Below are 22,993 nucleotides of genomic sequence, written 5' to 3'. Positions count from 1 at the left end.
TCCTTTATTTAATATTCCTGCTTTCATGACAGCAGAAATATATGATCTGTTTATTTGCAGAAAGAGTTTTTAAGAGCTTTGCCGTTGCAGCAAAATTCTTTTCGTCAAGGTGGACAAATGGATCGTCCATTATAATAAACGGCAGTTCATTATCAAACATATTGTCCATGATAGCAAGTCGGAAACAAAGAGCGCACACAGTCAAATTGCCGTCTGAAAGATGCTCATAGCTGCGCAGCGCTCCCTGCCTGTCATAATAGATACGGAAGTCCTTATCCATTGTGATATTATCGCCTACGGCGGTACTGATAAGCTTTGCATAGTCGCTGAACTTATCCTTTACAGGGGCGATATAGCGATCTTTCAGCTTTTGGTCGGCATTAACTATCTCAGCTTTTACGCTATTGAGCAATTTGATTTTTGCTTTCACCTCAGAAAGCCTTTCGACTGACTCTTCAAGGCTGTTTTTCTTATCATCAAGGACAGAAACACTGCTTTCAAGCTTATCAACTTCCTCGTCTATCTTCTGGTACTCTCTGACTCTGCGGTTCTCTTCGGCTTTAAGTACCTCAAGATCGTACTCAATCATTTCGGGACGCTGGGAAAGCTTATTATCGGCTTTGAATTTATTGATCTCTTCGGTCTTTTTCTTATACTCTGCGCTAAGCCGCTGCACTTCACGGATATCCTTAATAACATCCTCGATCCCAAGCTGGTCGGGTATACTATTCTCGTCGTAGAATTTAACTATCTGCTCGTCCTTTTCCCGGACCGACTCGGCAAGCTTACTGCTTTCGTTCTTGCTCTGAGTTATACGCTTTTCAAGCATATTGAAGCTTGTAATATCATTTTTCAGCTTATCAAGCTCCCCGGCATGATCGTCGGTACTTATGCTGTATTTTGCAAACGCAGCGTCAAGCTTTTCAACAGTTTCTTTTGCCTCCTGCTTTATGCGCTCAAGCTGCGATCTATCTCTGTTTTTCTTTTCAAGAATCGCTTTATACCGATTTGCATCGGCTTTCAGATCATAAAGCAGCTCCACAGGGTCCTTATCCTTATAGCGGTAAAAAGCAAGCTCATTAAGCATTTCGCTTCGCAGCTCCTTCGCCAGGGCACTTTTTTCAATGAACTCGGGATTATCCCTTTCCTCGGGCTCGTCCTCACGTGCATAATAATGCTTATTTTTGCTGTTGAGATATATGAACATATCTCCTATCATAAGAAGGATGCCGATAACAACAAGAATTATACCCACAGGCAGGCTTACGAAAAGCACTCCCACTCCGGAAAGTATCAGAACCAGTGCCAATACAAGGAGCGCCGCAGGGAGCTTATTATTGACCTGGGGTCTGACAGGTTCTGAACTCCTTATGATAACCGTCTTGTTTATACCTTTGAGTTGTTGGTCGAGGGCATCAAGCTGCTGTTTTTGCGCTTCAAGGGAATGTATATACTCATCGTCCACAGGGTGTGAATTAAAATGCTCCTCAAGTCTTGCCTCATCAGGATCGGGGGCAGCATTTTCAAGCTGCGCATATTTTTGCTTTGTGCCTTGCAGCCGGTCTATCATGCTGCGGATACTGTCAAGTTCCTCCCGGGAGGGAAATCCGTTTTTGTATTTTGCTTTCAAAGCATGGTATTGCGAGAGTTCATCAGGGGAAACATCGCTGTTTTTCAGCAGATTTTCCTTGCTCTTTTTTTCTTCCCAGGCATTCTTTATTTTCAATGCGGATTCCAATTCCGGAACGCCTTTTTTATACGAGCTTTGGATATCTTTTATACTCTTTTCAAGCTCTTCACACTGGGCTGATCTGCTGTCAAGGTCCTGCCACTTTGCCACTAAGGCTGCAGCAGAGGAGGCTTTGAGATAATCAGCACTTGCTTTATCAAGCTCTGTTTTAGCATTATTCAAAACAACATATTTATCATCAAGGGCTGCTTTTTCGTGTTCAAGATTGCTTATATCGCTATTCAGTTTCTTAATGGTTGATTCAAGTGTTTTGATCTCACCTTTTTGGTCTTTGGTGGTTTTTTTGATCTCTTCAAGGACATTGTCGATGTCAAAATCCTCATTGACATCCTGTATGTAATTATTAAGTTTTTTATTCATGTCACTGCTTGAAGATATGGAGATCTTATCGGCGTTTATGCATAAAAGCCTTTCAAAGCTTTCACAGTTTATCCCGAACACTCTGACACCGGGGACCTCGCCGAGATCATCAGTTGGGTTTGATCCGCAGTAAACAGTAAGTTTATCGTTTGTGGTGCTTTTTTCGCCAAAAGTACGCTCGATCCTATAATTCTTACCGTCAAATTCAAACTCTATGTTACCGCCGAAGGTACCGCCGCCGAATGGGTAAAAGTGCTTTCTTTCAACAAAGCCGGAAGTGGATTTATACCCTGCAAGCCCATAAAACATCGCTTTGATAAAAGACACCAGAGTGGACTTACCGTAACCGTTATCCTCACAGAAGGTATTCATTCCGTCTTTAAAGCTGATTGACACATTTGACAGCTTACCGTAATTGACAATATGTGCAGACAATAGTTTCATCTGTCCACCCCCTTGCCGCTGAGAAGTCTTAGACCCACGGTAATAATGTCTTTCTTTTCACTGTCATTATAATCCCCATTAGCCAAAACCGACCTTATGAACTCTCCGATAAGAGAACGGTCATTGACATAGTCGGAGGCATTTATCTTTACGCTTGTTTTATTTTTCACGTGGGCAAAATAAAAGTCCGAAAGAGAATTTTCAATATCCTTTTCATCAATTATGGCATCAATGGGAACATCGCCTTTAAGGATTATGTTGAGAATATCGTCCCTGCTGATAGTATCAACTTCGTTACGGACAAGCTGCTGTGTCTCGTAAAGGTCTGCGGCGGAGGAAATATCAACGTTTATTTCCTGAATTGTGCGTTTTGCAAAGGGTACAAAGCTGAAGGACAATTTATCCGCAGCATCTACAAGCACAAATCCTTTTTTACCGCATTCATCAAAGCCTCTGCCCTCAAGGCAGCCGGAAAATGCCCACACGCCCCTATCATCTATCTTACCTGTTTTATAGGAATGGATATGACCAAGGGCAAGGTAATCTATCCCCTTGTCACGCAGTTCACTTATTTTCACCTTATCCATGCCCACAGAGTCGGAAACGTCGCCGTGAAGCATAAGGATATTGGTCTTTGTACCATCAAGCATAAGCTTTGAATAATAAGCCCGGGCGTTATCTTCATTCATTTCTATTCCCGTGATTACAATATCACCATAGGCATAGGAGGTAAAATCATCCTTGCCGAAAGTTTTAAGGTTTGGTATATTATTGTCGGTATAAGAACCTTCTTTGTCGTGATTACCGTTGAGGTACAAAAAGTCAATATCGGGATTATTCTTTATTGCACTGTAAAAAAAGGTCTTATCCTTTTTTGCAGGCTTGTCCTTATCAAAGACATCTCCGCTGAGCATAATGACTTTTACGTCGTTCTTTTTGGCGTAGTCGACCATTCTGGAAAATGTATCAAGAACTTCTCTTTTGCGCTCAGCACTTATATTCTTCGGAAACTTAGAAGCTAATTTTGAACCTAAGTGGATATCGGCACAGTGTATTATCTTCAACGATCTTTCACCTTACCTTTTATTTTTAATGTTCTGAGGTACTGCTTTTGCTCATCGTTTATGCGGTAGCTCTCAACAGATTTCTGTATCGCTTTGTTATGTGTCCAATCATCAAGCTTTTTATCCCTGATAAACCCGATCACCGATCCATACTGCTTTGCGAGGGCGGTTGCAAAATACCACGCCTGCATCATTTTTATGTAATACTCGTCTGAGCGTATCTCAGCAACTGCCTTTGGATATTTCAGGTCAAAATCCACATCAAGGAAATGCTCCATAAGCATTTTTATACCAAAGCGAACGGTATATGTTTTATCACTGTCAAGCCAAAGCTTTATATGCTTCAAAAGCTCTTTTTTATGCTTTGCAAACACCTTGGGACTCATCTGGTCACAGGTCGCCCAGTTGTCAACATAAGGAAGAAAGGCCTCTACCTTTGCAATACAGCTGTCAAAATCCTTATAGAGTGAAATTATAAATGCGTGGAGCTGGTTTTCATCAAAAGACTTATGCGGAAGATCGGCGAGAAATTCTCCGATATCATCACGCTTTACAAGTTCTTTTGCATAAGCTCTGAGCGCAGGTGTACGCACGCCGATAAAATCCCTTGAACTGACTGTAGGTGTAAGGGATGACTGAAAGTCACGGTATTTATTGTCGGCAAGCTCAAAAAGATGCTGTCTTATCTCGGAAGCTATCATATTATTACCTCAATTATTTACATGTATCCTGTAATTTTTACCCAACCCAAGTTATCAATGCGACTACCTCCACATGGGAGGTTCTTGGGAAAAGGTCTACGCCCCTTACTTTCTCTGTCTTGTACCCAAGCTCACCCAGGATCGCACAGTCTCTTGCAGCGGTAGCATGATTGCAGGATATCATAACTATCCTGTCAGGCTGCATTTTAGCCATATATTCAAGGCTTTGTCTGTCACAGCCCTTTCTCGCCGGGTCTGCTATTATAACGTTTGGTCTTTCCCCTCGATCAAACAGTATTTTTGCTATCTTACCTGCATCACCGCAGATAAACTCGGCATTATCCGCACCGTTCAGGCGGGCGTTCAGCTTTGCATTTTCAATAGCCTGTGGTATTATTTCCACCCCGATAAGCTTTTTTACCTCTTTGAACATGGAAAGCCCTATAGTTCCCGCTCCGCAATAAAGGTCAAGAAGGACGGTATCCTTATCAGGTGCAGCATACTCCTTTGCGATGTCATAAAGTTTTTCAGCCTGCAAAGTATTGACCTGGTAAAATGACTGAGGTGAAATAACTACTGTATTTGAGCACATGATGTCCTTTATTGTATCAGAGCCAGAAACAGTAACTGTCTTTTTACCCATTATTACATTAGTATTTGCCGGGTTTTCATTAAAAACAACGCTTTTGATATCATTAAACCGCTTTGTTATACCCAAGATCATATCATCAAAGCAGTCTGAATTTCTGAGGCTTGTAAGCACAAGGCAAAGCATTATCTCACCGGAATGCTCTCCACGTCTCAGGTAGATATGCCGCAGCAGACCTTTTCCTGTGCTTTCGTCATATGGCGGTATGCTGTTTCGCTCAACATAGTCCATAACATATCCAACGATTTTTTCAAATATCTCAGGCTGCAATTCACAGTCGTACCAAGGACATATCCTATGGGAGCGTTTGGCATAAAAACCGCAAACCGCCTTGCCGTCACGCAGGCCGACCGGGTACTGTGCTTTATTACGGTAATGTGATGTTCTTTCGCATCCAACAAAGCTATCATACCGGGGAGCCAGCTTGCCGATACGCTCAAAAGAATCACGGATAAACTGTTCCTTGACACGACACTCCTGCCGGTATGAAAAGTGCCTGAAGCAACAGCCTCCGCAGGTTTTTGACACGGAGCAGCTATCCTGTATTCTATAGGGCGACGGAGTGATGATATCATTGATGATCCCGTAGCAATAGCTTTTATTGACCTTGACAATACGGCAGCGGATCACATCGCCCACAGCACTTGCGGCAACAAAAACAGCTATGCCCTCGTAATGACCTACCCCGTTACCCTCATTGGTCATACCCGTTATTTCAAGTGTCACTTCATCATTCTTTTTCAGCATAAAAGTCCTCTATTTCTTTTTTCTTATCAAGCATCAGCTGAAAATGCTTGTTGTACTCCAGGGGGAATTTATAGTTGAACACACGCTCAAGACGTTTGCCATAAGCATCAACAAGCTTTGTCGAGCCCCCAGCCCCAACGGCAATTATAGTCTGCACTTCCTCCATTATATAAATATTGTACAGACTTTCCTTTCCGGGTTTTGTCCAGCCGATATTCTCCAGATTTTCAAGCATATTCTTCTGTCGGTAAAGATAATAAGGCTCATATCCGCTTTCCAGAAGCCGCTTTGTGGCATAGTTCACCATAAGGTCCGCAGGATTTTCAAGCAGTCCCTCTTCACGCTGGTGGTTAAGCCTTGCGGCACGCTTTATTGAAAGGGTATGGACGGTAATATTGTCCGCCCCCATTTCGATCAGCTTATCAACTGTAAAGGCAAAGCTGTCAGGTGTATCCGAGGGCAGCCCTGCGATAATATCCGTATTTATGCAGTCAAAGCCTGCCTGCCGTGCAAGGTCAAAGGCTTTGTAGAACTGCTTGGTCGTATGCTTTCTGCCTATTTTTTCAAGGACCTGATCCGACAGGGTCTGGGGGTTTATGGACACTCTTGTGCAGCCGCATCTCTTTATTGCCATAAGTTTTTCAAGGGTAATAGTATCCGGTCTTCCACCCTCAATGGTGTACTCACGCAGATGTGAAAGATCAAAACTATCTGCGATGACCTTCATAAGCCTTTCAAGCACAGGTGCTTCAAGGGTCGTAGGAGTGCCACCGCCGAAATAGATCGTGTCCAGCACAAGTCCCTGTCTTCGCACTATTTCAGCTGTATATTCTATCTCCTTGCAAAGGTTTTCGATATATGCAGGGATAAGTCCCATGCACTGCTCCACAGATTGAGATACAAAAGAGCAATAAGAACACCTTGTGGGACAAAAAGGAATGGAAACATAGAGGCTGAAGCTCCTGTTTCCCAGTCTGTCCAGTACAGGCTTTTGCACCAGAGCAGTTTTAAGGGCAATATGGCATTTTTCCTCAGAACAGAGATAATCTGTCTGCATTGCCTTGTATATGCTGTCTTTATCCATTCCTGCGCTGAGGTACTTATTGACCTGCTTTACAGGTCTGATTCCGGTAATTATTCCCCACTTGGGAACGATGCCCATAAGGGATGACATTGCTTTGAAAAGAAGTCTGGAAAGGCAAAGCTCATGGTCATCATCAAGAGATGCTTTCATTGCCTTATGTGCCATTTTGCCGTTATATCTGCATATAACATACAAAAGGGCATAATTACCAAAGCGCTTTACCCTTGCATACGCAAAATCGTCATCGGTGGACAATCTGTCCTCATAGACAATGTTAAACAGCGTTGCCGGGATAAAAAGCTTCATTACGCCCTCAAGCTCGTATTTATAATCGTTTCCGCTAAAGCATAGAGTCATTGTTGTTTCCGTCCGTATGTAGCATCATAAGTTCTGAAGATAATAATTGTATTTGCGCTCGGCATCAAGAGTTGTGAGCTGCATATGCCCGGGGTAGACTTTCAGATTTCCGCCAAGGTCATATATCTTTTTCATAGAACGCTTCATTGCATCAGCATCTCCGTCCGGAAGGTCTGTTCGACCGCATGAACGGGCAAACAGTGTGTCACCGGAAAACATAGAGTCCTCGCAGATAAAGCACACCGAACCCCTGGTATGTCCCGGAGTTTCAAGCACATCAAACTCCAGCTCATCAAGAGTAAGGATATCGTTTTCCGTAAATGTGATAACGTCCCCTGTATATTTTTTGTATCCCCTGACCATAAAATGATGCACAAGCATACCCTCTTCGTCGTAAAGCTTGTCCTTATCAAGTGCGCTGATATACACCTCACAGCCTGTGGCATCAACAAGGTCAGCAACTGCGCCCACATGGTCAAAATGCCCGTGGGTAAGAAAGATCTTTTTCAGGGTAAGCCCATAAAACTCCACCTGCTCAAGAATATACCCTGCATCTGCAGGCGCATCTATCAGCACGGCATTTCCCTTTTCGCTTGCAACAAGGTAGCTGTTTGTATCGCATATGCTCAAAGGTTTAAGACAATATATCCTCATATTTCCTCCCTGTTACCGTCCACTTCTTTCAACCGAGATCACGTTCTTTATCTTTTTAAGCTTGGTTATTACGTTATTGAGCTGTTCCATGCCTGCTATACTTACGGTTATGGAAAGTATGGCGTTGCCGTTTTTCAGTTCTCTTGCAGTGGACTCATAAATATAAATGTTTATCATTGCAAGGGCAGATGAAACATCGGCAAGCAGACCGATCCTGTCCACAGCAATAATATCAAGAGTGGTCTTGAAGTATCCTGACTTTTTATTGCTTCCCTCGTACTTAGCGCTTACCCATCTGTCTTTCAGTTCCGGATCATCCTTCTGGCTGAGGTAGTTTACACAGTCCTTCCTGTGAATGGATACACCATGACCTTTGGTAATAAAGCCTACAATATCATCGCCGGGAAGCGGGTTACAGCACTGAGCAAACCTTACGGCACAGTCCTGTACGCCGTCGACAATAATACCGGAGGTATTACCGGAAGATTTTTTTGCTTCTTTTTCAGCTGTGCTGTCAACGTGTTTTTCACCGTATTTTTTATTATACTCCGTTTTCAGACGTGAAATAGCTTTTGAAAGCTGCACTCCGCCATAGCCTATTGCGGCAAAGAAGTCATCAAGCGTATCGCAGTTATGCCTTCTCATATCTGCCTTCAGGAACTCCTCAAGGTCGTCCTCGGGAACACGGATCATATTGCGGCGGAATTCTCTTTCAAGAGCGTTTCTGCCTTCAAAGATATTCTCTTCACGGCGTTCACGCTTGAACCACAGGCGTATCTTCGATTTAGCTTCGTTAGTCTTGCATATGTTCAGCCATGACCTGCTGGGACCGTGACCGGGAACGTTTGAGGTAAGTATCTCTATTATCTCACCGGTTTTGATCTCATAGTCATAGGAGACCATTTTCTTATCCACCTTGGCACCGCACATTTTATGTCCCACTTCGGTATGGATAGCGTATGCAAAGTCGATAACGGTCGCACCCACAGGCAGTGTTATCATATCGCCCTTTGGAGTGAACGCAAATACGTCCTCGGGAGCAAGATCATTTTTGATGGCACGAACGATCTCCTCCACGTCATCAGACTCCTGCTGGGATTCGATTATCTGTCTTATCCATGCAAGGCGGCGGTCGTCTTTTGTATTGCCTCCGTTCACGCCCTCTTTATACTTCCAGTGTGCTGCGATTCCGTACTCGGCGGTCTTATGCATATCCCATGTCCTTATCTGGACCTCAAAGGGGACGCCTTCCCTGCCGATGACCGTTGTATGAAGCGACTGATACATATTCGCCTTGGGGGTGGATATATAGTCCTTGAATCTGTTTGGTATTGGTCTGAACATATCGTGGATAATACCGAGCACGTTGTAGCACTCTGTAACGGTGTTGACGATTATACGAAGGGCATATCGATCGTATATCTGGTCTATCTCCTTGCCGTCACGGTAGACTTTCTTATATATGCCGTAATTGGATTTTACACGTCCCTCGATAACGGGCACAGGTGTAATATCCTTTGCAAGACGCTCTTTGATCCTTGCCATCAATTCCTCGACCAGCTGATCCCTGCTGCCTTTACGCATATTCATCTGCTTTTCGATCTCATTATAAGCATACGGATCAAGATACATAAACGACAGATCTTCAAGCTCGTCCTTTATCGAGCGGATACCGAGCCTGTGTGCGATGGGCGCATAGATATTCATTGTTTCATGAGCAATATTCCTGCGCTTTTCATCACGGCAATAATTAAGTGTACGCATATTATGGAGCCTGTCGGCGAGCTTTATGATTATTACCCTTATATCTTCACTCATAGCAAGCAGTATCTTACGGATATTCTCTGCCTTCTGCTCATCCTTTGTAAAGGTCTCAACTTTTTTCAGCTTTGTTACGCCGTTTACAAGCATGGCAACGTCGTTTCCAAATCTCTTTTGCAGTATCTCAAGAGTACAGTCGGTATCCTCCACAACATCATGCAGCAGCGCAGCGCATATGGTATCCGTATCCATACCCAGCTCAAGAAGTATATATGCAACAGCGATAGGGTGAGTGATATATGGCTGTCCCGATTCACGCTTTTGTCCCTGGTGGTATTTGTTTGCCACCTCGTAAGCGGCAACTATCTTTGACAGATCGTACTGCTTTTCACCCTCAAGTATTTTCTGTATCAGCTGATCGATGGTAATTATTTTATCTTCAGTCATTTATCCTCACCTCTTTTCATAACATAGATCTTAGTTTTTTAAGTGTAGGCGAATCCTCAAGGTCAACCTTTGAATTCACTTCAAGCATTGAAATACTCATTGTTGCGGGCTTATATTCCACAAGCTGCTTATCTGCAAAAATGTCCACGCAGATACGCATTTTGCAATAGTTCATACTGTCATCTCCAAGAGACATGAACATATGGTCAAGTGTTGTTCTGCTTGCGGAATTTATGTACTTATACACTCTTACCAGTTCATTTCTGTCGGGAATCATCTTTTGTACGTAAGCCGAGGGCAGGTCCTCTCCACGCATCAGTCTTTCATAGCACTGCTTGGCGGCAAAGTATCTTTCCTGCTTAACGCCGCTCAGGCGGTGATCCATCACTTTTATGGACACCGATTCCGTACCTCTGAACGAATTTATATCCAGCTTGACGAGCATATCAATTCTGTCACCGCTTTTGAAGCAGGCTCTTTCAGGAGAAAGAGAAAAGAACAGTGCCTGACCTTTATAGCTTCCGTATTCAAAATCGATCTTGGTATGTTTTCCTTGTGAAAGGGGTATTACAGAAAGCACCCTGGCTCCCACAATGGCAAATACCGGCGACGGATTTTCTGCACCGAACGGTTCAAGTGCTCTGAGTCCTTTGACATTTTCAACGGTTATATCACCCGGCATAAGCAGTTTATCCGCACAGATCTCCTGGACAGGTGCTTTAGGCAGTCTGTCGGCATATTCATATACTTTGCTGCAAAGTGCCCCTATATTCTCCTGCTTGAGTGAAAAACCTCCTGCGCACTCATGTCCTCCGAATTTTTCAAACAGCTCAGAGCAATAGCGCAGACAGTCAAACACATCAAAACCATGAATACTTCTTGCAGAGCCTCTCGCATTGCCCTCGTCGTCAATAGAGATTATCAGATTCGGCTTTCCGTAAAGGTCTAGTATCTTTGAGGACACTATCCCTATAACCCCCGGATGCCAGTTCCTGCCCCACAGCACAAGTGCTGCGTGGTCAAGGACCTGGGGGTATTTATTTATATGATCAACTATCTCGGAGATTATTTCCGATTCGGTCTGTTTACGCATAGAGTTAAGCTCGATAAGCCGGCTGACATAGTTGTGAGCGTCATAATCATCCTCACTAAGCAGGGCTTTTACAGCCGTGATCGGTGAGCCAAAGCGTCCGGACGCATTGATAACAGGTGCCATTCTGAAGGAAACATCTGTGGAACTTACGGACTCTTTGTCCAGCGAATTAAGTTCAAACAGCTTGCAAAGCCCCTGGTTTTCAGTATTTTTAAGATATTCCAGTCCCTGCTTGACAATAGTTCTGTTCTCTCCGGTAAGAGGTACAACATCGGCGATGGTTCCGATAGCACATATATCCGCATACTGCTCCATGACTATCTCGTAATTGCCCCCGTCAAGGGCTGCACAAAGCTTGAACGCCACTCCGACGCCTGCCAGATCCTTATATGGCGAGGGACAATCCTCCCTGTGCGGATCCACTACTGCTGCCGCCATGGGAAGCACATCAGACGGCTGGTGGTGGTCGGTAACAACAAGCTCCATACCCAGTTCATGTATAAGCTTTGCTTCCTCAACAGCGGAGATGCCGTTATCCACAGTGACGATAAGCTCTGCACCTTCAGCAGCAATTCTTTTTATAGCATCTGCATTCAGTCCGTACCCCTCGCTGCGCTCGGGGATATAGAACATCACATTTGCGCTCATGCTTTCAAGATAGTTATAAAGAATAGCCGTAGAGGTTATCCCGTCACAGTCATAATCGCCGTAAACGCAAATAAGGCGGTACTCATCTATCATTTTTTCGATAGTTTCCACGGCTTTATCCATATCCTTTATAAGGAACGGGTCGGAAAGCTCGGCGGTAGTAAAATATTCCACCACGCTGTCAAAATCGGTATATCCCCTTGATGTAAGAACTTCAAGGGCAAGCTTATTTATATCGCACCTTGCGGCGAACTGACCGGCAAGGTCTTCATCTGATCTGTTTATCTTCCATTTTTTCATAAAAAACTCTTTTCATCATCAAACTATATATAGAAAAGTATACCACATCCGGGTTTACTTTTCAAGTGCTTTGACACATTTTTTCGACGCAGCACAGAGGTTGAAATGTACGTTAAAAATGTTATAATAAAGTGTGAGGAAATGCACGTTTGTTTCGTGTAATATACAAGAAGGGCAAAAAGTCTTTCGGGAAAGGAGAACGCCCATGGACAACGGTGCAAGCAGCTACCGCCGTTTCCGTGAGAACGGTGATGAAAGCGGATTGGTCGAGATAATCAGAGACTACAAGGACGGACTGATATTCTATCTGACGGGGATCGTGGGTGATATCCACGAGGCAGAGGATCTTGTACAGGACACATTTGTTCTGCTGGGCACGAAAAAGCCTAAGGACAAGGGAAAAGGCTCATTCAAGACCTGGCTTTACACCATTGGCAGAAACATTGCGATAGATCATCTGCGGAAAAGAAAAAGGCTAAAAGAAACGCCGATGAAGCTGTCCCCTGAGCAAGCTGACGAGCTTGCGGACATGGGCTCGGCGTATATCCGTGAGGAACAGAAGATAACTATACACAAGGCTTTGAGGAGACTAAAACCCGAATATCAGCAGATACTATGGCTGCAATATTTCGAGGAGCTGAGCATGAAGGACTGTGCAAGGATAATGAAAAAGAGCGTGCACGGCACGGAGATGCTGGCTTCAAGGGCGAGAAAGGCTCTCAGGGCGCAGCTTGAACAGGAGGGTTTTGACAATGAAGGATTATAGAGAAATGGCAGATTCGGTGCTTGATCGTGTACACGAATACCAGCAGCAGGAGCAAGGCAAGAAAGCAAAGATAAGCACTTTTGGCAGGACTGCAGCGATAGCGGTCCCTGTGATCGCAGTGGCAGCTGTGGGGACATTTGCACTTATACACAGATTCAAAGGCAATGACATAAGTGTCTCCGATGACACATCATTAAACGATACAGCCGCAAGCGGAGCAGAAGAACATATCACCGAAGGCAGTTCCGGTTCACCGGTATTCGCCGGTGATTACTGGGTGGCTGAAAGCATTGAAAGCAACGCACAAGAGGCTTCGAGCAGTTCATCATCGCCAGCCCAGTCCACAAAAGCCGAAAGCAGCAAGCCTACCCCTTCAAGCTCAGAGAGCACAGCAGAAAGCGTCCCGGACGGGAAATCCGGCAATAATTACGGCGGCTCGGACCTTGACAGCAGTTTAAACCCCAATGAACGTTCCGGCGGACAGGTAATGATCGCAGCAATACCAAAAAACAACAGGGTTCAGGTGATCGGTGAAAAGATAACCGAAAAGGAGGCAAGGGACTACTTCTCCAAAAACGCAGCAAGCCTTGAAAGCTCCCTTGCGGCAAGTGGGATGAATATAGCGGAGATCGCTTATGACCAAAACTACGACAGCAACAAGGTATTATATGCAAAAGGTCCTTTGCTTTTCAAAAAAGGCTACTGCCATATAAGCTATGACGGAAATACAGATGAGAATCTTCCGGGGCTGACTGTAAAACAAAACTTTATGGACTTTCACATTTACAACGCAGGCAGGCTGATTGCCATTGTAACACTTGTCAAAGAAAACGGTGTGATCTACGCAACACCTGCTTTTGGTGCACCCTGGTTTGATTCTTTCAACAAGGCACTGGAAAAGTATTCGGGACAGAAAATTCTTTTCCTTTACGCAGGGGCAATGGCGTACGCCATAACGCCAGACAACATGGTGATACACCCACAGGGCTATGAAAGCTCGGTGAGAGACTCGGGACTGGATACTTTTCCAAATGCATATAGCTGGTTTTACAATGAACAATGCGTTTACGTGCCATAAAAAAACGGGAAGCCATAAGACTTCCCGTAATTTTTTATCCCTGTGTTCCCTGTAAGCCTATCTCTGCGGCGTGTGGTCTCATGCCGTCAATACAGATCCGTGCTGCCTCGGACACTTCCATTCCCAGCAGCTCACAGCCTTTTTTAATAACTTCCCTGTTACACTTGGCGGCAAACTTTTTGTCCTTAAACTTCTTCATAAAGCTCTTCAATTCCAAATCCGCTATACCGTTGGGGCGCATCCTTGCACACGCCTGTATTATTCCCGTCAATTCATCAACGGTATAAAGGCTCTTTTCCATATCAGTTTCAGGCTTGACATCGGTACAGATCTCCCAGCCGTGGGAAAGGATCGCCCTGACATCCTCAGGATCGACTCCCGCTTCAAGCAGAGGCTGCTCGGTATGCTTCAGATGCTCATCAGGGTACTTTTCATAATCATAATCATGCAGGTAGCCCACAGCCATCCAATGCTCCTCATCTGCACCAAAGTGCTTTGCCATAGCACCCATAGCATAGCAGACGTTAAGAGAATGTATTATAAGATGTTCCTGTGTAACGTTATCTCTGTTCAGCTCCTTTGCCCTTTCAAGCGTAAGTTTCACGGCAGACTCCTCCTTAACAATAAACACAAGACCTCTTTTACATCAAACGGCAAAAGAGGTCGTTTATACTTTAGCGTCCTCGGCGGGATTCGAACCCACGACCTTTCGCTTAGGAGGCGAACGCTCTATCCTGCTGAGCTACGAAGACATTTAACTTATTTATTATAGCACATACACTTTTGAAATGCAAGTTATTTTTATAAAAATTTATAAAACACAAATAACGCCCATATTTGCGCACTTTTCAAGTTAGCTATAATTAACCGGTTTTGTAACTTTTCTATTGACATGAAGCGATTTTTATATTATAATAATATGTGTGCGTGAAATGTGCCCTGTGGTTATACAGGTCAGCATTCTTCACATTAACTAAACATATTTTAATGCAGGAGGAAAATAAAATGGCAAATCTTGATCTTTCAAAGTATGGTATTACCGGTTCAACCGAGATCGTGCGCAACCCTTCTTATGAAGACCTCTACAAGGAAGAGACCAAAGCCGGTCTTGAAGGCTTTGAGGTAGGCAAGGAGACTGAGCTTGGTGCTGTAAACGTTATGACAGGTATTTACACCGGTCGTTCTCCTAAGGATAAGTTCATCGTTATGGACGAAAATTCCAAGGATACAGTATGGTGGACTACCGATGAGTACAAAAACGACAACCACGTTGCTTCTAAGGAGACATGGGACGCTGTTAAGAAGATAGCTGTTGAAGAGCTTTGCAACAAGAGACTTTTCGTTGTAGACGCTTTCTGCGGCGCAAACAAGGACACAAGAATGGCTGTTCGTTTCATCGTTGAGGTTGCTTGGCAGGCACACTTTATCCTTAACATGTTCATCAAGCCAACTGCTGAGGAGCTTGAGAACTTCGAGCCTGATTTCGTAGTTTACAACGCTTCCAAGGCTAAGGTCGAGAACTACAAGGAGCTTGGTCTTAACTCTGAGACAGCTGTTGTATTCAACATCACAAGCCGTGAGCAGGTCATCATCAACACCTGGTACGGCGGAGAGATGAAGAAGGGTATGTTCTCAATGATGAACTACTACCTGCCTCTGAAGGGCATTGCTGCTATGCACTGCTCTGCTAACACAGATATGAACGGCGAGCATACCGCTATCTTCTTTGGTCTTTCCGGAACAGGTAAGACAACACTTTCCACAGATCCTAAGAGACTGCTTATCGGTGACGACGAGCACGGCTGGGACGACAGCGGCGTATTCAACTTCGAGGGCGGCTGCTACGCTAAGGTCATCAACCTTGACAAGGATTCCGAGCCTGACATCTACAATGCTATCAAGAGAAACGCTCTGCTTGAGAACGTAACAGTTGACGAAAACGGAAAGATCGATTTCAATGACAAGTCCGTTACAGAGAACACACGTGTTTCCTATCCTATCGACCACATCGAGAAGATAGTTAAGCCGATCTCTCACGGTCCTGCTGCTGACAACGTTATTTTCCTTTCAGCTGACGCGTTCGGCGTACTGCCTCCTGTATCTATCCTTACACCTGAGCAGACAAAATACTACTTCCTCTCAGGATTTACTGCTAAGCTTGCTGGTACAGAGCGTGGAATCACAGAGCCTACACCAACATTCTCCGCTTGCTTCGGTCAGGCATTCCTCGAGCTGCATCCTACAAAGTATGCAGAGGAGCTCGTTAAGAGAATGGAAAAGAGCGGCGCTAAGGCTTACCTCGTAAACACCGGCTGGAACGGCACAGGCAAGAGAATCTCCATTAAGGATACACGTGGAATCATCGACGCTATCCTCAGCGGCGATGTTCTCAAGGCTCCTACAAAGAAGATCCCGTTCTTTGATTTTGAAGTTCCTACCGAGCTTCCCGGCGTTGACTCCGGTATCCTTGATCCGAGAGATACATACGCAAGCGCTTCCGAGTGGGAGGAGAAGGCAAAAGACCTCGCTTCAAGATTCATCAAGAATTTTGCTAAGTATGAGGGCAACGAGGCCGGTAAGGCACTTGTTCCTGCAGGTCCGCAGCTTTAATAAATATCCTATAACGATAAAACCGATGTCTATATCAGGCATCGGTTTTTTATGTTATTCTCTGTCGGTGCGCAAAAGACCGTAAATGATAATGTCTATCAGCTCTCCCCTGCATCGCTCATATCTGCGCAGAGTTCCCTCTTTTACAAAGCCAAGCTTTTTAAGGACCTTTTGCGAGGCGATATTTGGCGGCTCTGCAAATGCCTCAACCCTGTTGATGTCAGTTTCACGGAAGATAAATTCAAGTACGGCATCAAGTGCTTCGCTCATCAATCCTTTTCCATGATAACTGCTGTTCAGCTCATAGCCAAGCTCGGCTTTCAATGCGTCCTCATTAAAGTTAAAAAAGCCGCAGGTGCCGATAAGCTTTCCGCTGTCTTTAAGCTCTATCCCCCAGCGCAGCATAGTCTTTTGCTCAAAGCCCTTAATAAAAAACTCCACCTGCTCTTTTGCACGTTCAAAACTTTCAAACGGCAGCAGGTCATAGTATTTCATTACCTGCTTATCGGAAAAGATCTCAAATATGTCCCAGGTATCCGACATGGTAAGGGGACGCAATTTCAGACGATCTGTTTCAATGTGTATATCCTTATCAAAAATATCTCTGACCATAGCTGCACCGCCTTACTGCCCACAGAGATCGGCGATCTCTTTTTCAAGTGTACGATAGAAATTAGCTGCAAGAAATCCGTCAGCCGAAGCATGGTTCAGCCTTATGGCAACGGGCATCATCAGTCTGCCGTTCTCCTCTCGGAATTTGCCCCAGTTGACTATCGGATTAAAATAAAGATACCCGTCGTGCAGCTCCACGGTCATTGAATCAAAAGACAGCCATGGCAGACTGGAGGCATCAAACCAGTTGGGATGATTAGCCTCGTCAAGCCCATAATCACGGGTTGCCTTTGCTTTTTCAAGGTCTGCTTTTGCAGCACTATAGAAAGTCTTATAATCGGCAAAATACTCGCTGTACACAACCGTTATAGTCTGGGTGTCATCGTGAAAAACGTACTGGGTAGGATTTATCTTGTCATACAGCCTCATCTGATGTGTGGGATAGTCCCAGTAAAAGCGGTAATCCTCCCTTGAATTGAGAGTCCTGCTCAGTACATACAGAAAGTTCAGATAAAAGCTTGTGTCGGTGCGCTTGGAAAAGGCTTTAAGATCTGTAACATCTACCCTTGCAGTAACTGCAAATGAGCATTTGCAGTCTTGGGAAAAATGGCGGAAAATATCCTTTCGGTAGTAGTTATCCATATCAATTATCTTATAATCCATACTGCTTCCCTCCTCTGAAATAAGATAACACAACATAGTAAAAAAAGCAAGTCATAAAGAGAAAATTATGAACAACTGTTAAATTTCAGTAAATAAAATTAGAAAAACTTTATATTTTTTTGAAAAGTGCTATAATAAAGGTAACAATAGATAAACCTTGGGAGGTGAGGAACTGTGCAGAAACTGATGGGTACAACAGTTTACGGAGGTATCGGACGAGGGGTCATTAAATACTTCCACCGTGATGAGATCGCCATAAGCAAGGCTCGTGTGGTTGACACCATGCGTGAGCTGAGAAAGTTTGCCTATGCCCGCAACGAGGTTGAGGAGGAGCTTAAAAAGCTCTATGAACAATCGGTGCCCGTTGTCGGCGAGGACGAGGCACAGATATTCCTCATCCACCAGATGATACTTGACGATTCACAGTATGTTGATTCTATGGAATCGCTGATACTCAATGAGCATTGCAACGCAGAATATGCGGTGGTGCGCACGGTTAAGATGTTCAGCAAGATGATGGAAGAAACAAGCAGCGAATCGGAATACATCAGCGAACGTATTGCGGATATCCGTGATGTTTCGGCAAGGCTTTTAAGGCATATCCAAAACCGTGATGAAAAGGATTTCAAGCTTGATGAAATGTCTATCGTTTGTGCCGACGATTTTCTGCCAAGTGAGACGATACGCCTTGACAAATCCAAGGTTGCTGCAATATGCACCTCATACGGCTCGGCAAACTCTCACACTGCCATTCTTGCACGTACAAGAGGTATTCCCTGCATAATAGGCATGGGTGGCGAGCTTAAAGAGTCATTGGAAAACAAATACTGCGTTGTTGACAGCTACAGCGGTATAATGTACATTGAGCCGGACAACGAGACATCAAAGCTTCTTGACCACAAGGAGGCTGTGGAGGGACGCAAACGTGAACTTCTTACAAGGCTCAGGGGGCGCAAAAATGTTACCCGTGACGGCAGAGAGATCGAGGTCCTTGCAAACATCTGTGATCTTACCGACATTGAAAATGCTAAGAGAAACGACTGCGGCGGTATCGGTCTTCTGAGGAGCGAGTATCTGTACACAGGTAAAAACGACTTTCCCGATGAAGAAATGCAGTTTTACAACTACCGCAGGGTGCTCACAGAGATGCAGGGCAAACCTGTGACCATAAGGACAATGGACATCGGTGCTGATGCGGGACTTGATTATTTCGGACTTGACCAGGAAAAGAACCCCGCTCTTGGTTTCCGATCCATAAGAGTTTGTCTTTCCAGACCTCAGATCTTCAAGACTCAGCTCCGGGCTCTTTACAGAGCATCTATTTACGGCGATCTGCGGATACTCTTCCCTATGATCGTACAGCCGGGTGAGATAATCCGCATAAAGGAAATAATAGACGAGGTAAAGGCGGAGCTTATCCAGGAGGACAAGCCGTTCAAGGATGATATTTCTCTGGGAGCGCTTATCGAGACACCTGCGGCGGTCATGCTCAGCGATCTGCTGGCAGAACAGGTGGACTTTTTCTCCATCGGGACAAACGACCTTGAACAGTTCTCAAATGCTATATACCGCCATAACCCCCATTTTGAAGATATTGTTCCCGATGACCATATCTGTGTTCTGCGAATGATAAAAACAGTATGCGATAACGGTCATGCCCACGGACTGAAGGTATATATCTGCGGTGAATTCGGTGCAGATACCAGTTATACCGAGGTGTTCCTCGATCTACATATCGACGGACTCTCGGTCACACCTACAAATATCCTTCCTGTGAGAAAGACTATCAGAAGCCTTAATCTCAGCGACAGACGGCAGGTACGCCAGAACATTCAGAAATATCTTAAATGCTGAAAAAGACTGTTGCCATTGCGGCAGCAGCCTTTTTTGTTGATTAGTTATCACATATATTTCAGATACAGCTCGTAAAGCTCGGGGCAGATCTTTTTCAATCTCACCGGTCGAAGCTGTGTGTTTGTAAAGCAATGCGAGGTCTTTGCTTTCAGTGACAGCTTATCCTGAGTAATATTGCTGACTTCATATTCAAGCGAGAACTTACAGCCGTTAAAATCGGTGAGTCTGCTCGTGACTTCAAACTTATCACCAAATCTCACAGGATAAAAATACTCGGTCTGCACCGAAAGAACCGGGACCAGCACGCCCAGACTCTCAAGCTTTGCAAAGGGAAAACCCATTTTATCCATCATTTCCACTCTTGCCTCTTCAAGCCAGCGGACATAATTTGAATGATGCACGATGTCCATTCTGTCCGTTTCGTAGTAGTATGCATTGCGCATATATTTAAAATCCATTGCTGATACCGCCTTTTTAAATCTATAGTTAAACGATAGCACATAAGCCGTCAGATGTCAAGCAGTTTGAGTTTTTTATTTGAAAAGTATTGATTTTTTCTGTTTGATATGGTATAATGTAAAAGTTATATAAACAATACGCAGATGTACCCAAGTGGCTGAAGGGTCCGCACTCGAAATGCGGTAGGACGGCAATCCCGTCGCGAGAGTTCAAATCTCTCCATCTGCGCTTGCACACGCCCTTTGCCTTGAGCAAAGGGCGATTGTGTTTTTTTGCGAAATGAAGAATTGTAGGAGGTAATCAACATGAAAAAGTCGATCATGGCTAAAGCTGCAAGCATTATCCTTGCATCATCTCTTATGCTGGGTATGACCGCCTGCGGCGACAGCAGCAAGTCCGAGGACAACAGCACTGCATCAAGCGCAGCTGCATCATCTGCGGCTGAGGACAAGGAGATCACCGGAAAGACTGAGACATGGGGTGTATTCTCAGTTCTCGTGCCGGACGGCTGGACGCTCAGAAAGGGCGATGCTCTTGATGAGAACGATCCTAACTACTGCTCTGTTAAGAAGTCTGATTTCTCATACTTTGACCTTAAGAGCGAGAAAGACGATGTTATGAAGCAGCAGTATGACTACAACAAGAAGACATATACTCAGGATCAGAAGGATCTTCCTGCTACCAAGGTCGGCGACATCGAGTGGAACGGCTTTGAGTACGGCGGAGACCTCAATAAAGGATTTGAGCTTTATGCAACCGTTAACGGCAAGAACATCAGAGTTTCTTCCTGCGGTTTCAAGTTTGACAGCCCTGAGGCTAAAGCAGTCCTCGCTTCTATCAAGCTCAGCTAATATACAGCACATTCAGCAGTCCTCTTATGAGGGCTGCTTTTTTGTGCCAAGAGCCTTTGCTATCGCATCTGCACTCAGTTTCTTGCTCTCGCTGTCAACATGAGTGTCGATGCTGTATATAGTCATTCCTCGTAAAAGCTATGTATTTATGTAGTATAAATAACCGATTTGATGGATATTTGATGGATTTGTTGTTGTAAAATGTGAAAGGGTATGAATTGATTGTTCATCAAGCATATGAAGAATATCGTATGAAAGGAAAAAGGTTAAGCGTCTGACGGCAGCTGTTGTTGCTCTGGCAATGATTGGCCTGAGCCTTCCTGCTGACATCGGTGGCTTCGGGCTGTTCGGCGGTTCGACAATGACGGCAAGCGCAGCAGATGTTGAATATGCAAATACTGGTGAAACGGTGAACTTCTCTTTCGAGCCTGAGCCTGATCACAGTGTAAGCAAGGTAACATACACCTACATCATCGGCTTTGACAACGGCGGATTACATACGCTGATCCTGTTGAAATAGCGGCTATTGACTGCAAGTATCAGCTGACGATACCCGTTCTTAATGATTATCCAGCAAACGGTATCATCGTTTCGGCAGAGTTCGTTTAGAATCCTGACCTGTCGGTATATATCAGCGACAGGTCAGGAGGTACAGCTGCATCTGATAAGGCAACCGCAAAAGCAGGCGAAACAGTCGCCCTGACAGTTGCACCAGACAACGGCTATACTCTTGATAGTATTCGTGTTATCACTGCGAAAAACAAGGACGCAGTCGAGCTGGCAAAGGTCAGCGACACAAAGTATACTTTTACGATGCCAACTGAGAGTGTCATAGCTTCAGCCGAGTTTGAAGAAACCGAGGAAGCACAAAGCTGCGTCAGCGGAGCAAGCCTCTCCCTTAACGGCGAGATAGGTGTTAACCTCTACATCAAGCTCGGCAATCTCATCGGCGATGGCGCTTATGTTATGGTCAAAGGACCAAACGATACCGAGGCAAAGAGAGTAGATCTCAATAGTGAATTGTATGACATCAATCAGAACGCCTACAAGGTAAGCTGTCCTGTATATGCTCCGCAGATGGGAGAAAAAGTGGAGTTTACGCTTTTCGATGAAAACGGTGTTCAGCACGATATATGGAACTCTGCAAAAACAAGCAGCTACGAAGTTTACAGGTATGCTGTGAACGACTACATCGAAACAGCAAAGATCAAAGGCGGATACAATTTGAAGCAGCTCGCAGGCAAAATGCAGAACTACGGAGCGTGGGCAAGAGATTACCTTATCGCAAGCAAACAGACAAGCAGCGATACAGCTGCGATATGCGATACGACAGAAGTAACAGGCGTTAATGCAAGTACCTTTGAATCAAAGCAGATTGAGAAGAGCAGCGGATTTGCTGTGGAAGGATTGAGCGTTTCGCTCAGCCTTGACTCCAAGACAGCACTCAGAATTTACTACAAAGGCGATTCGAAAGAAGACAAAGATGTCACAGCTAAACACGGTACCGAAAATGTAACTTTAATAAGAGGCACAGCAAGGGATAAGAATTATGTTGAGATAGATAATATCCCTGCACATCATCTTCGCGACAACTATGAATTTACCTTTGGAGATAAGGGAAACGCAACAGTCAGCGCATATTCATACTGTTATCTTGTACTTGCAAACAGCACAAACGAAAAGCTGAAAAGCACAGTCAAGGCAATGTATGAGTACAGCGAGGCGGCAAAGAATTACTTTCCGAAAAACTGACACTATAAAAAGGGATTGTCCACAGTGAACAGTCCCTTTTAGCTTGTATTCAGATGTGTGGTTTATGATAGCGTTTGCTTTTTCAGCCGATCCCGAAAGACATGTTAAATGAGGTGTATTCCCGGCTGATACTAATAGATGCGTATTGTGTCATTGCTTTGCTGTCAGGTTTTACAGGGAAACGCAAACAGGACAGCAAGCGAAATTGCGATCATTCGTTTTTTCATTCGCTCACTTTCTTGCATTTTAGTGTTATATCACAATGTTATCGTTTTGTAAACTATTTTAT

Annotated in this window: 19 protein-coding genes and 2 tRNA genes; 8 read left to right on the top strand and 13 right to left on the bottom strand. The window is 44.5% G+C overall.

Features of this window, described 5'->3' with window-relative positions; genetic code table 11:
* Positions 1-4 precede the first annotated feature (4 nt).
* Genes T494_RS0100735 through recJ form a run of 8 tightly spaced genes read right to left on the bottom strand, consistent with a single transcriptional unit; the run spans position 5 to position 12,059 of the window.
* A complete protein-coding gene (locus T494_RS0100735; RefSeq protein WP_028504645.1) occupies positions 5-2,554 on the bottom strand; it encodes an SMC family ATPase in 2,550 nt (849 codons plus the stop codon).
* Complete coding sequence (locus T494_RS0100730) at positions 2,551-3,618, bottom strand: metallophosphoesterase (protein WP_028504644.1); 1,068 nt, start codon at positions 3,616-3,618, stop codon at positions 2,551-2,553. The genes T494_RS0100735 and T494_RS0100730 overlap by 4 nt, the downstream gene beginning before the upstream one ends.
* Positions 3,615-4,319, bottom strand: a complete 705-nt coding sequence (locus tag T494_RS0100725) for a DNA alkylation repair protein (protein WP_028504643.1) — start codon at positions 4,317-4,319, stop codon at positions 3,615-3,617. The genes T494_RS0100730 and T494_RS0100725 overlap by 4 nt, the downstream gene beginning before the upstream one ends.
* A gap of 37 nt (positions 4,320-4,356) precedes the next feature.
* Positions 4,357-5,715 carry a 23S rRNA (uracil(1939)-C(5))-methyltransferase RlmD gene (rlmD, locus tag T494_RS0100720; RefSeq protein WP_028504642.1) on the bottom strand — a complete coding sequence of 453 codons (1,359 nt, stop codon included), beginning with the start codon at positions 5,713-5,715 and terminating at the stop codon, positions 4,357-4,359.
* Positions 5,699-7,156: a coproporphyrinogen dehydrogenase HemZ gene (gene hemZ / locus T494_RS0100715; RefSeq protein WP_028504641.1), complete on the bottom strand. Its 1,458-nt coding sequence runs from the start codon at positions 7,154-7,156 to the stop codon at positions 5,699-5,701. The genes rlmD and hemZ overlap by 17 nt, the downstream gene beginning before the upstream one ends.
* Before the next feature lie 24 nt (positions 7,157-7,180).
* The gene (locus T494_RS0100710) at positions 7,181-7,810 is read right to left on the bottom strand and encodes an MBL fold metallo-hydrolase (RefSeq protein WP_028504640.1); all 630 of its coding nucleotides are present in this window, start codon (positions 7,808-7,810) and stop codon (positions 7,181-7,183) included.
* Positions 7,811-7,822: 12 nt separating this feature from the next.
* Positions 7,823-10,018, bottom strand: a complete 2,196-nt coding sequence (locus T494_RS0100705) for a bifunctional (p)ppGpp synthetase/guanosine-3',5'-bis(diphosphate) 3'-pyrophosphohydrolase (protein WP_028504639.1) — start codon at positions 10,016-10,018, stop codon at positions 7,823-7,825.
* A 16-nt stretch (positions 10,019-10,034) separates the two neighbouring features.
* A complete protein-coding gene (gene recJ, locus T494_RS0100700; protein WP_028504638.1) occupies positions 10,035-12,059 on the bottom strand; it encodes a single-stranded-DNA-specific exonuclease RecJ in 2,025 nt (674 codons plus the stop codon).
* A 205-nt stretch (positions 12,060-12,264) separates the two neighbouring features.
* Here recJ and T494_RS0100695 point away from each other — a divergent pair, with 205 nt between their 5' ends.
* Positions 12,265-12,825 (top strand): RNA polymerase sigma factor, encoded by a 561-nt coding sequence (locus tag T494_RS0100695; protein WP_028504637.1) that lies wholly within the window; start codon positions 12,265-12,267, stop codon positions 12,823-12,825.
* Positions 12,812-13,903, top strand: coding sequence for a hypothetical protein (locus T494_RS0100690; RefSeq protein ID WP_028504636.1), 1,092 nt, complete (start codon positions 12,812-12,814; stop codon positions 13,901-13,903). The genes T494_RS0100695 and T494_RS0100690 overlap by 14 nt, the downstream gene beginning before the upstream one ends.
* A 34-nt stretch (positions 13,904-13,937) precedes the next feature.
* Here the strand turns inward: T494_RS0100690 and T494_RS0100685 are convergent, their stop codons facing one another.
* Complete coding sequence (locus tag T494_RS0100685) at positions 13,938-14,507, bottom strand: HD domain-containing protein (RefSeq protein ID WP_037343506.1); 570 nt, start codon at positions 14,505-14,507, stop codon at positions 13,938-13,940.
* Between the two features lie 74 nt (positions 14,508-14,581).
* A tRNA-Arg gene (locus tag T494_RS0100680) sits at positions 14,582-14,655 on the bottom strand.
* Positions 14,656-14,908: 253 nt separating this feature from the next.
* On the opposite strand from T494_RS0100680, the gene pckA reads away from it, so the two are divergent.
* Positions 14,909-16,513, top strand: a complete 1,605-nt coding sequence (gene pckA, locus T494_RS0100675) for a phosphoenolpyruvate carboxykinase (ATP) (protein ID WP_028504634.1) — start codon at positions 14,909-14,911, stop codon at positions 16,511-16,513.
* Between the two features lie 54 nt (positions 16,514-16,567).
* On the opposite strand, the gene T494_RS0100670 is transcribed toward pckA, so the two are convergent.
* Together T494_RS0100670 and T494_RS0100665 are read right to left on the bottom strand one after the other, a co-directional pair.
* Positions 16,568-17,125 carry a GNAT family protein gene (locus T494_RS0100670; RefSeq protein ID WP_028504633.1) on the bottom strand — a complete coding sequence of 186 codons (558 nt, stop codon included), beginning with the start codon at positions 17,123-17,125 and terminating at the stop codon, positions 16,568-16,570.
* Between the two features lie 12 nt (positions 17,126-17,137).
* Complete coding sequence (locus T494_RS0100665) at positions 17,138-17,788, bottom strand: CatA-like O-acetyltransferase, family 3 (RefSeq protein ID WP_028504632.1); 651 nt, start codon at positions 17,786-17,788, stop codon at positions 17,138-17,140.
* 174 nt (positions 17,789-17,962) lie between these two features.
* On the opposite strand from T494_RS0100665, the gene ptsP reads away from it, so the two are divergent.
* Complete coding sequence (ptsP, locus tag T494_RS0100660; protein WP_028504631.1) at positions 17,963-19,642, top strand: phosphoenolpyruvate--protein phosphotransferase; 1,680 nt, start codon at positions 17,963-17,965, stop codon at positions 19,640-19,642.
* Between the two features lie 47 nt (positions 19,643-19,689).
* Here ptsP and T494_RS0100655 read toward each other — a convergent pair whose 3' ends face one another.
* Entirely contained in the window at positions 19,690-20,100 is a 411-nt protein-coding gene (locus T494_RS0100655) for a thioesterase family protein (protein ID WP_028504630.1), read from the bottom strand.
* A 140-nt stretch (positions 20,101-20,240) separates the two neighbouring features.
* Here T494_RS0100655 and T494_RS0100650 point away from each other — a divergent pair.
* From T494_RS0100650 to T494_RS0100630, 4 genes are all read left to right on the top strand, one after another.
* Positions 20,241-20,329: transfer RNA gene (locus tag T494_RS0100650), tRNA-Ser, on the top strand.
* Between the two features lie 77 nt (positions 20,330-20,406).
* Complete coding sequence (locus T494_RS0100645) at positions 20,407-20,952, top strand: hypothetical protein (protein ID WP_028504629.1); 546 nt, start codon at positions 20,407-20,409, stop codon at positions 20,950-20,952.
* A 301-nt stretch (positions 20,953-21,253) separates the two neighbouring features.
* The gene (locus T494_RS13715; RefSeq protein ID WP_155983991.1) at positions 21,254-21,472 is read left to right on the top strand and encodes a hypothetical protein; all 219 of its coding nucleotides are present in this window, start codon (positions 21,254-21,256) and stop codon (positions 21,470-21,472) included.
* Between the two features lie 98 nt (positions 21,473-21,570).
* Positions 21,571-22,704, top strand: coding sequence for a hypothetical protein (locus T494_RS0100630; RefSeq protein WP_347490828.1), 1,134 nt, complete (start codon positions 21,571-21,573; stop codon positions 22,702-22,704).
* Positions 22,705-22,993 lie beyond the last annotated feature (289 nt).

It is taken from the genome of Ruminococcus sp. FC2018 (genome assembly GCF_000621805.1).
In the GTDB taxonomy this organism is placed as follows: Bacteria; Bacillota; Clostridia; order Oscillospirales; family Ruminococcaceae; genus Hominimerdicola.
This window is presented reverse-complemented; position numbering and strand designations above follow the sequence as displayed.

What these genes read in the sequence shown, in the direction of transcription:
- T494_RS0100735 (WP_028504645.1), bottom strand. Translation starts at nt 2,554, where the DNA reads ATGAAACTATTGTCTGCACATATTGTCAATTACGGTAAGCTGTCAAAT.
- T494_RS0100725 (WP_028504643.1), bottom strand. Translation starts at nt 4,319, where the DNA reads ATGATAGCTTCCGAGATAAGACAGCATCTTTTTGAGCTTGCCGACAAT.
- rlmD (WP_028504642.1), bottom strand. Translation starts at nt 5,715, where the DNA reads ATGCTGAAAAAGAATGATGAAGTGACACTTGAAATAACGGGTATGACC.
- hemZ (WP_028504641.1), bottom strand. Translation starts at nt 7,156, where the DNA reads ATGACTCTATGCTTTAGCGGAAACGATTATAAATACGAGCTTGAGGGC.
- T494_RS0100710 (WP_028504640.1), bottom strand. Translation starts at nt 7,810, where the DNA reads ATGAGGATATATTGTCTTAAACCTTTGAGCATATGCGATACAAACAGC.
- T494_RS0100705 (WP_028504639.1), bottom strand. Translation starts at nt 10,018, where the DNA reads ATGACTGAAGATAAAATAATTACCATCGATCAGCTGATACAGAAAATA.
- recJ (WP_028504638.1), bottom strand. Translation starts at nt 12,059, where the DNA reads ATGAAAAAATGGAAGATAAACAGATCAGATGAAGACCTTGCCGGTCAG.
- T494_RS0100695 (WP_028504637.1), top strand. Translation starts at nt 12,265, where the DNA reads ATGGACAACGGTGCAAGCAGCTACCGCCGTTTCCGTGAGAACGGTGAT.
- T494_RS0100690 (WP_028504636.1), top strand. Translation starts at nt 12,812, where the DNA reads ATGAAGGATTATAGAGAAATGGCAGATTCGGTGCTTGATCGTGTACAC.
- pckA (WP_028504634.1), top strand. Translation starts at nt 14,909, where the DNA reads ATGGCAAATCTTGATCTTTCAAAGTATGGTATTACCGGTTCAACCGAG.
- T494_RS0100670 (WP_028504633.1), bottom strand. Translation starts at nt 17,125, where the DNA reads ATGGTCAGAGATATTTTTGATAAGGATATACACATTGAAACAGATCGT.
- T494_RS0100665 (WP_028504632.1), bottom strand. Translation starts at nt 17,788, where the DNA reads ATGGATTATAAGATAATTGATATGGATAACTACTACCGAAAGGATATT.
- T494_RS0100655 (WP_028504630.1), bottom strand. Translation starts at nt 20,100, where the DNA reads ATGGATTTTAAATATATGCGCAATGCATACTACTACGAAACGGACAGA.
- T494_RS0100645 (WP_028504629.1), top strand. Translation starts at nt 20,407, where the DNA reads ATGAAAAAGTCGATCATGGCTAAAGCTGCAAGCATTATCCTTGCATCA.
- T494_RS13715 (WP_155983991.1), top strand. Translation starts at nt 21,254, where the DNA reads ATGATTGGCCTGAGCCTTCCTGCTGACATCGGTGGCTTCGGGCTGTTC.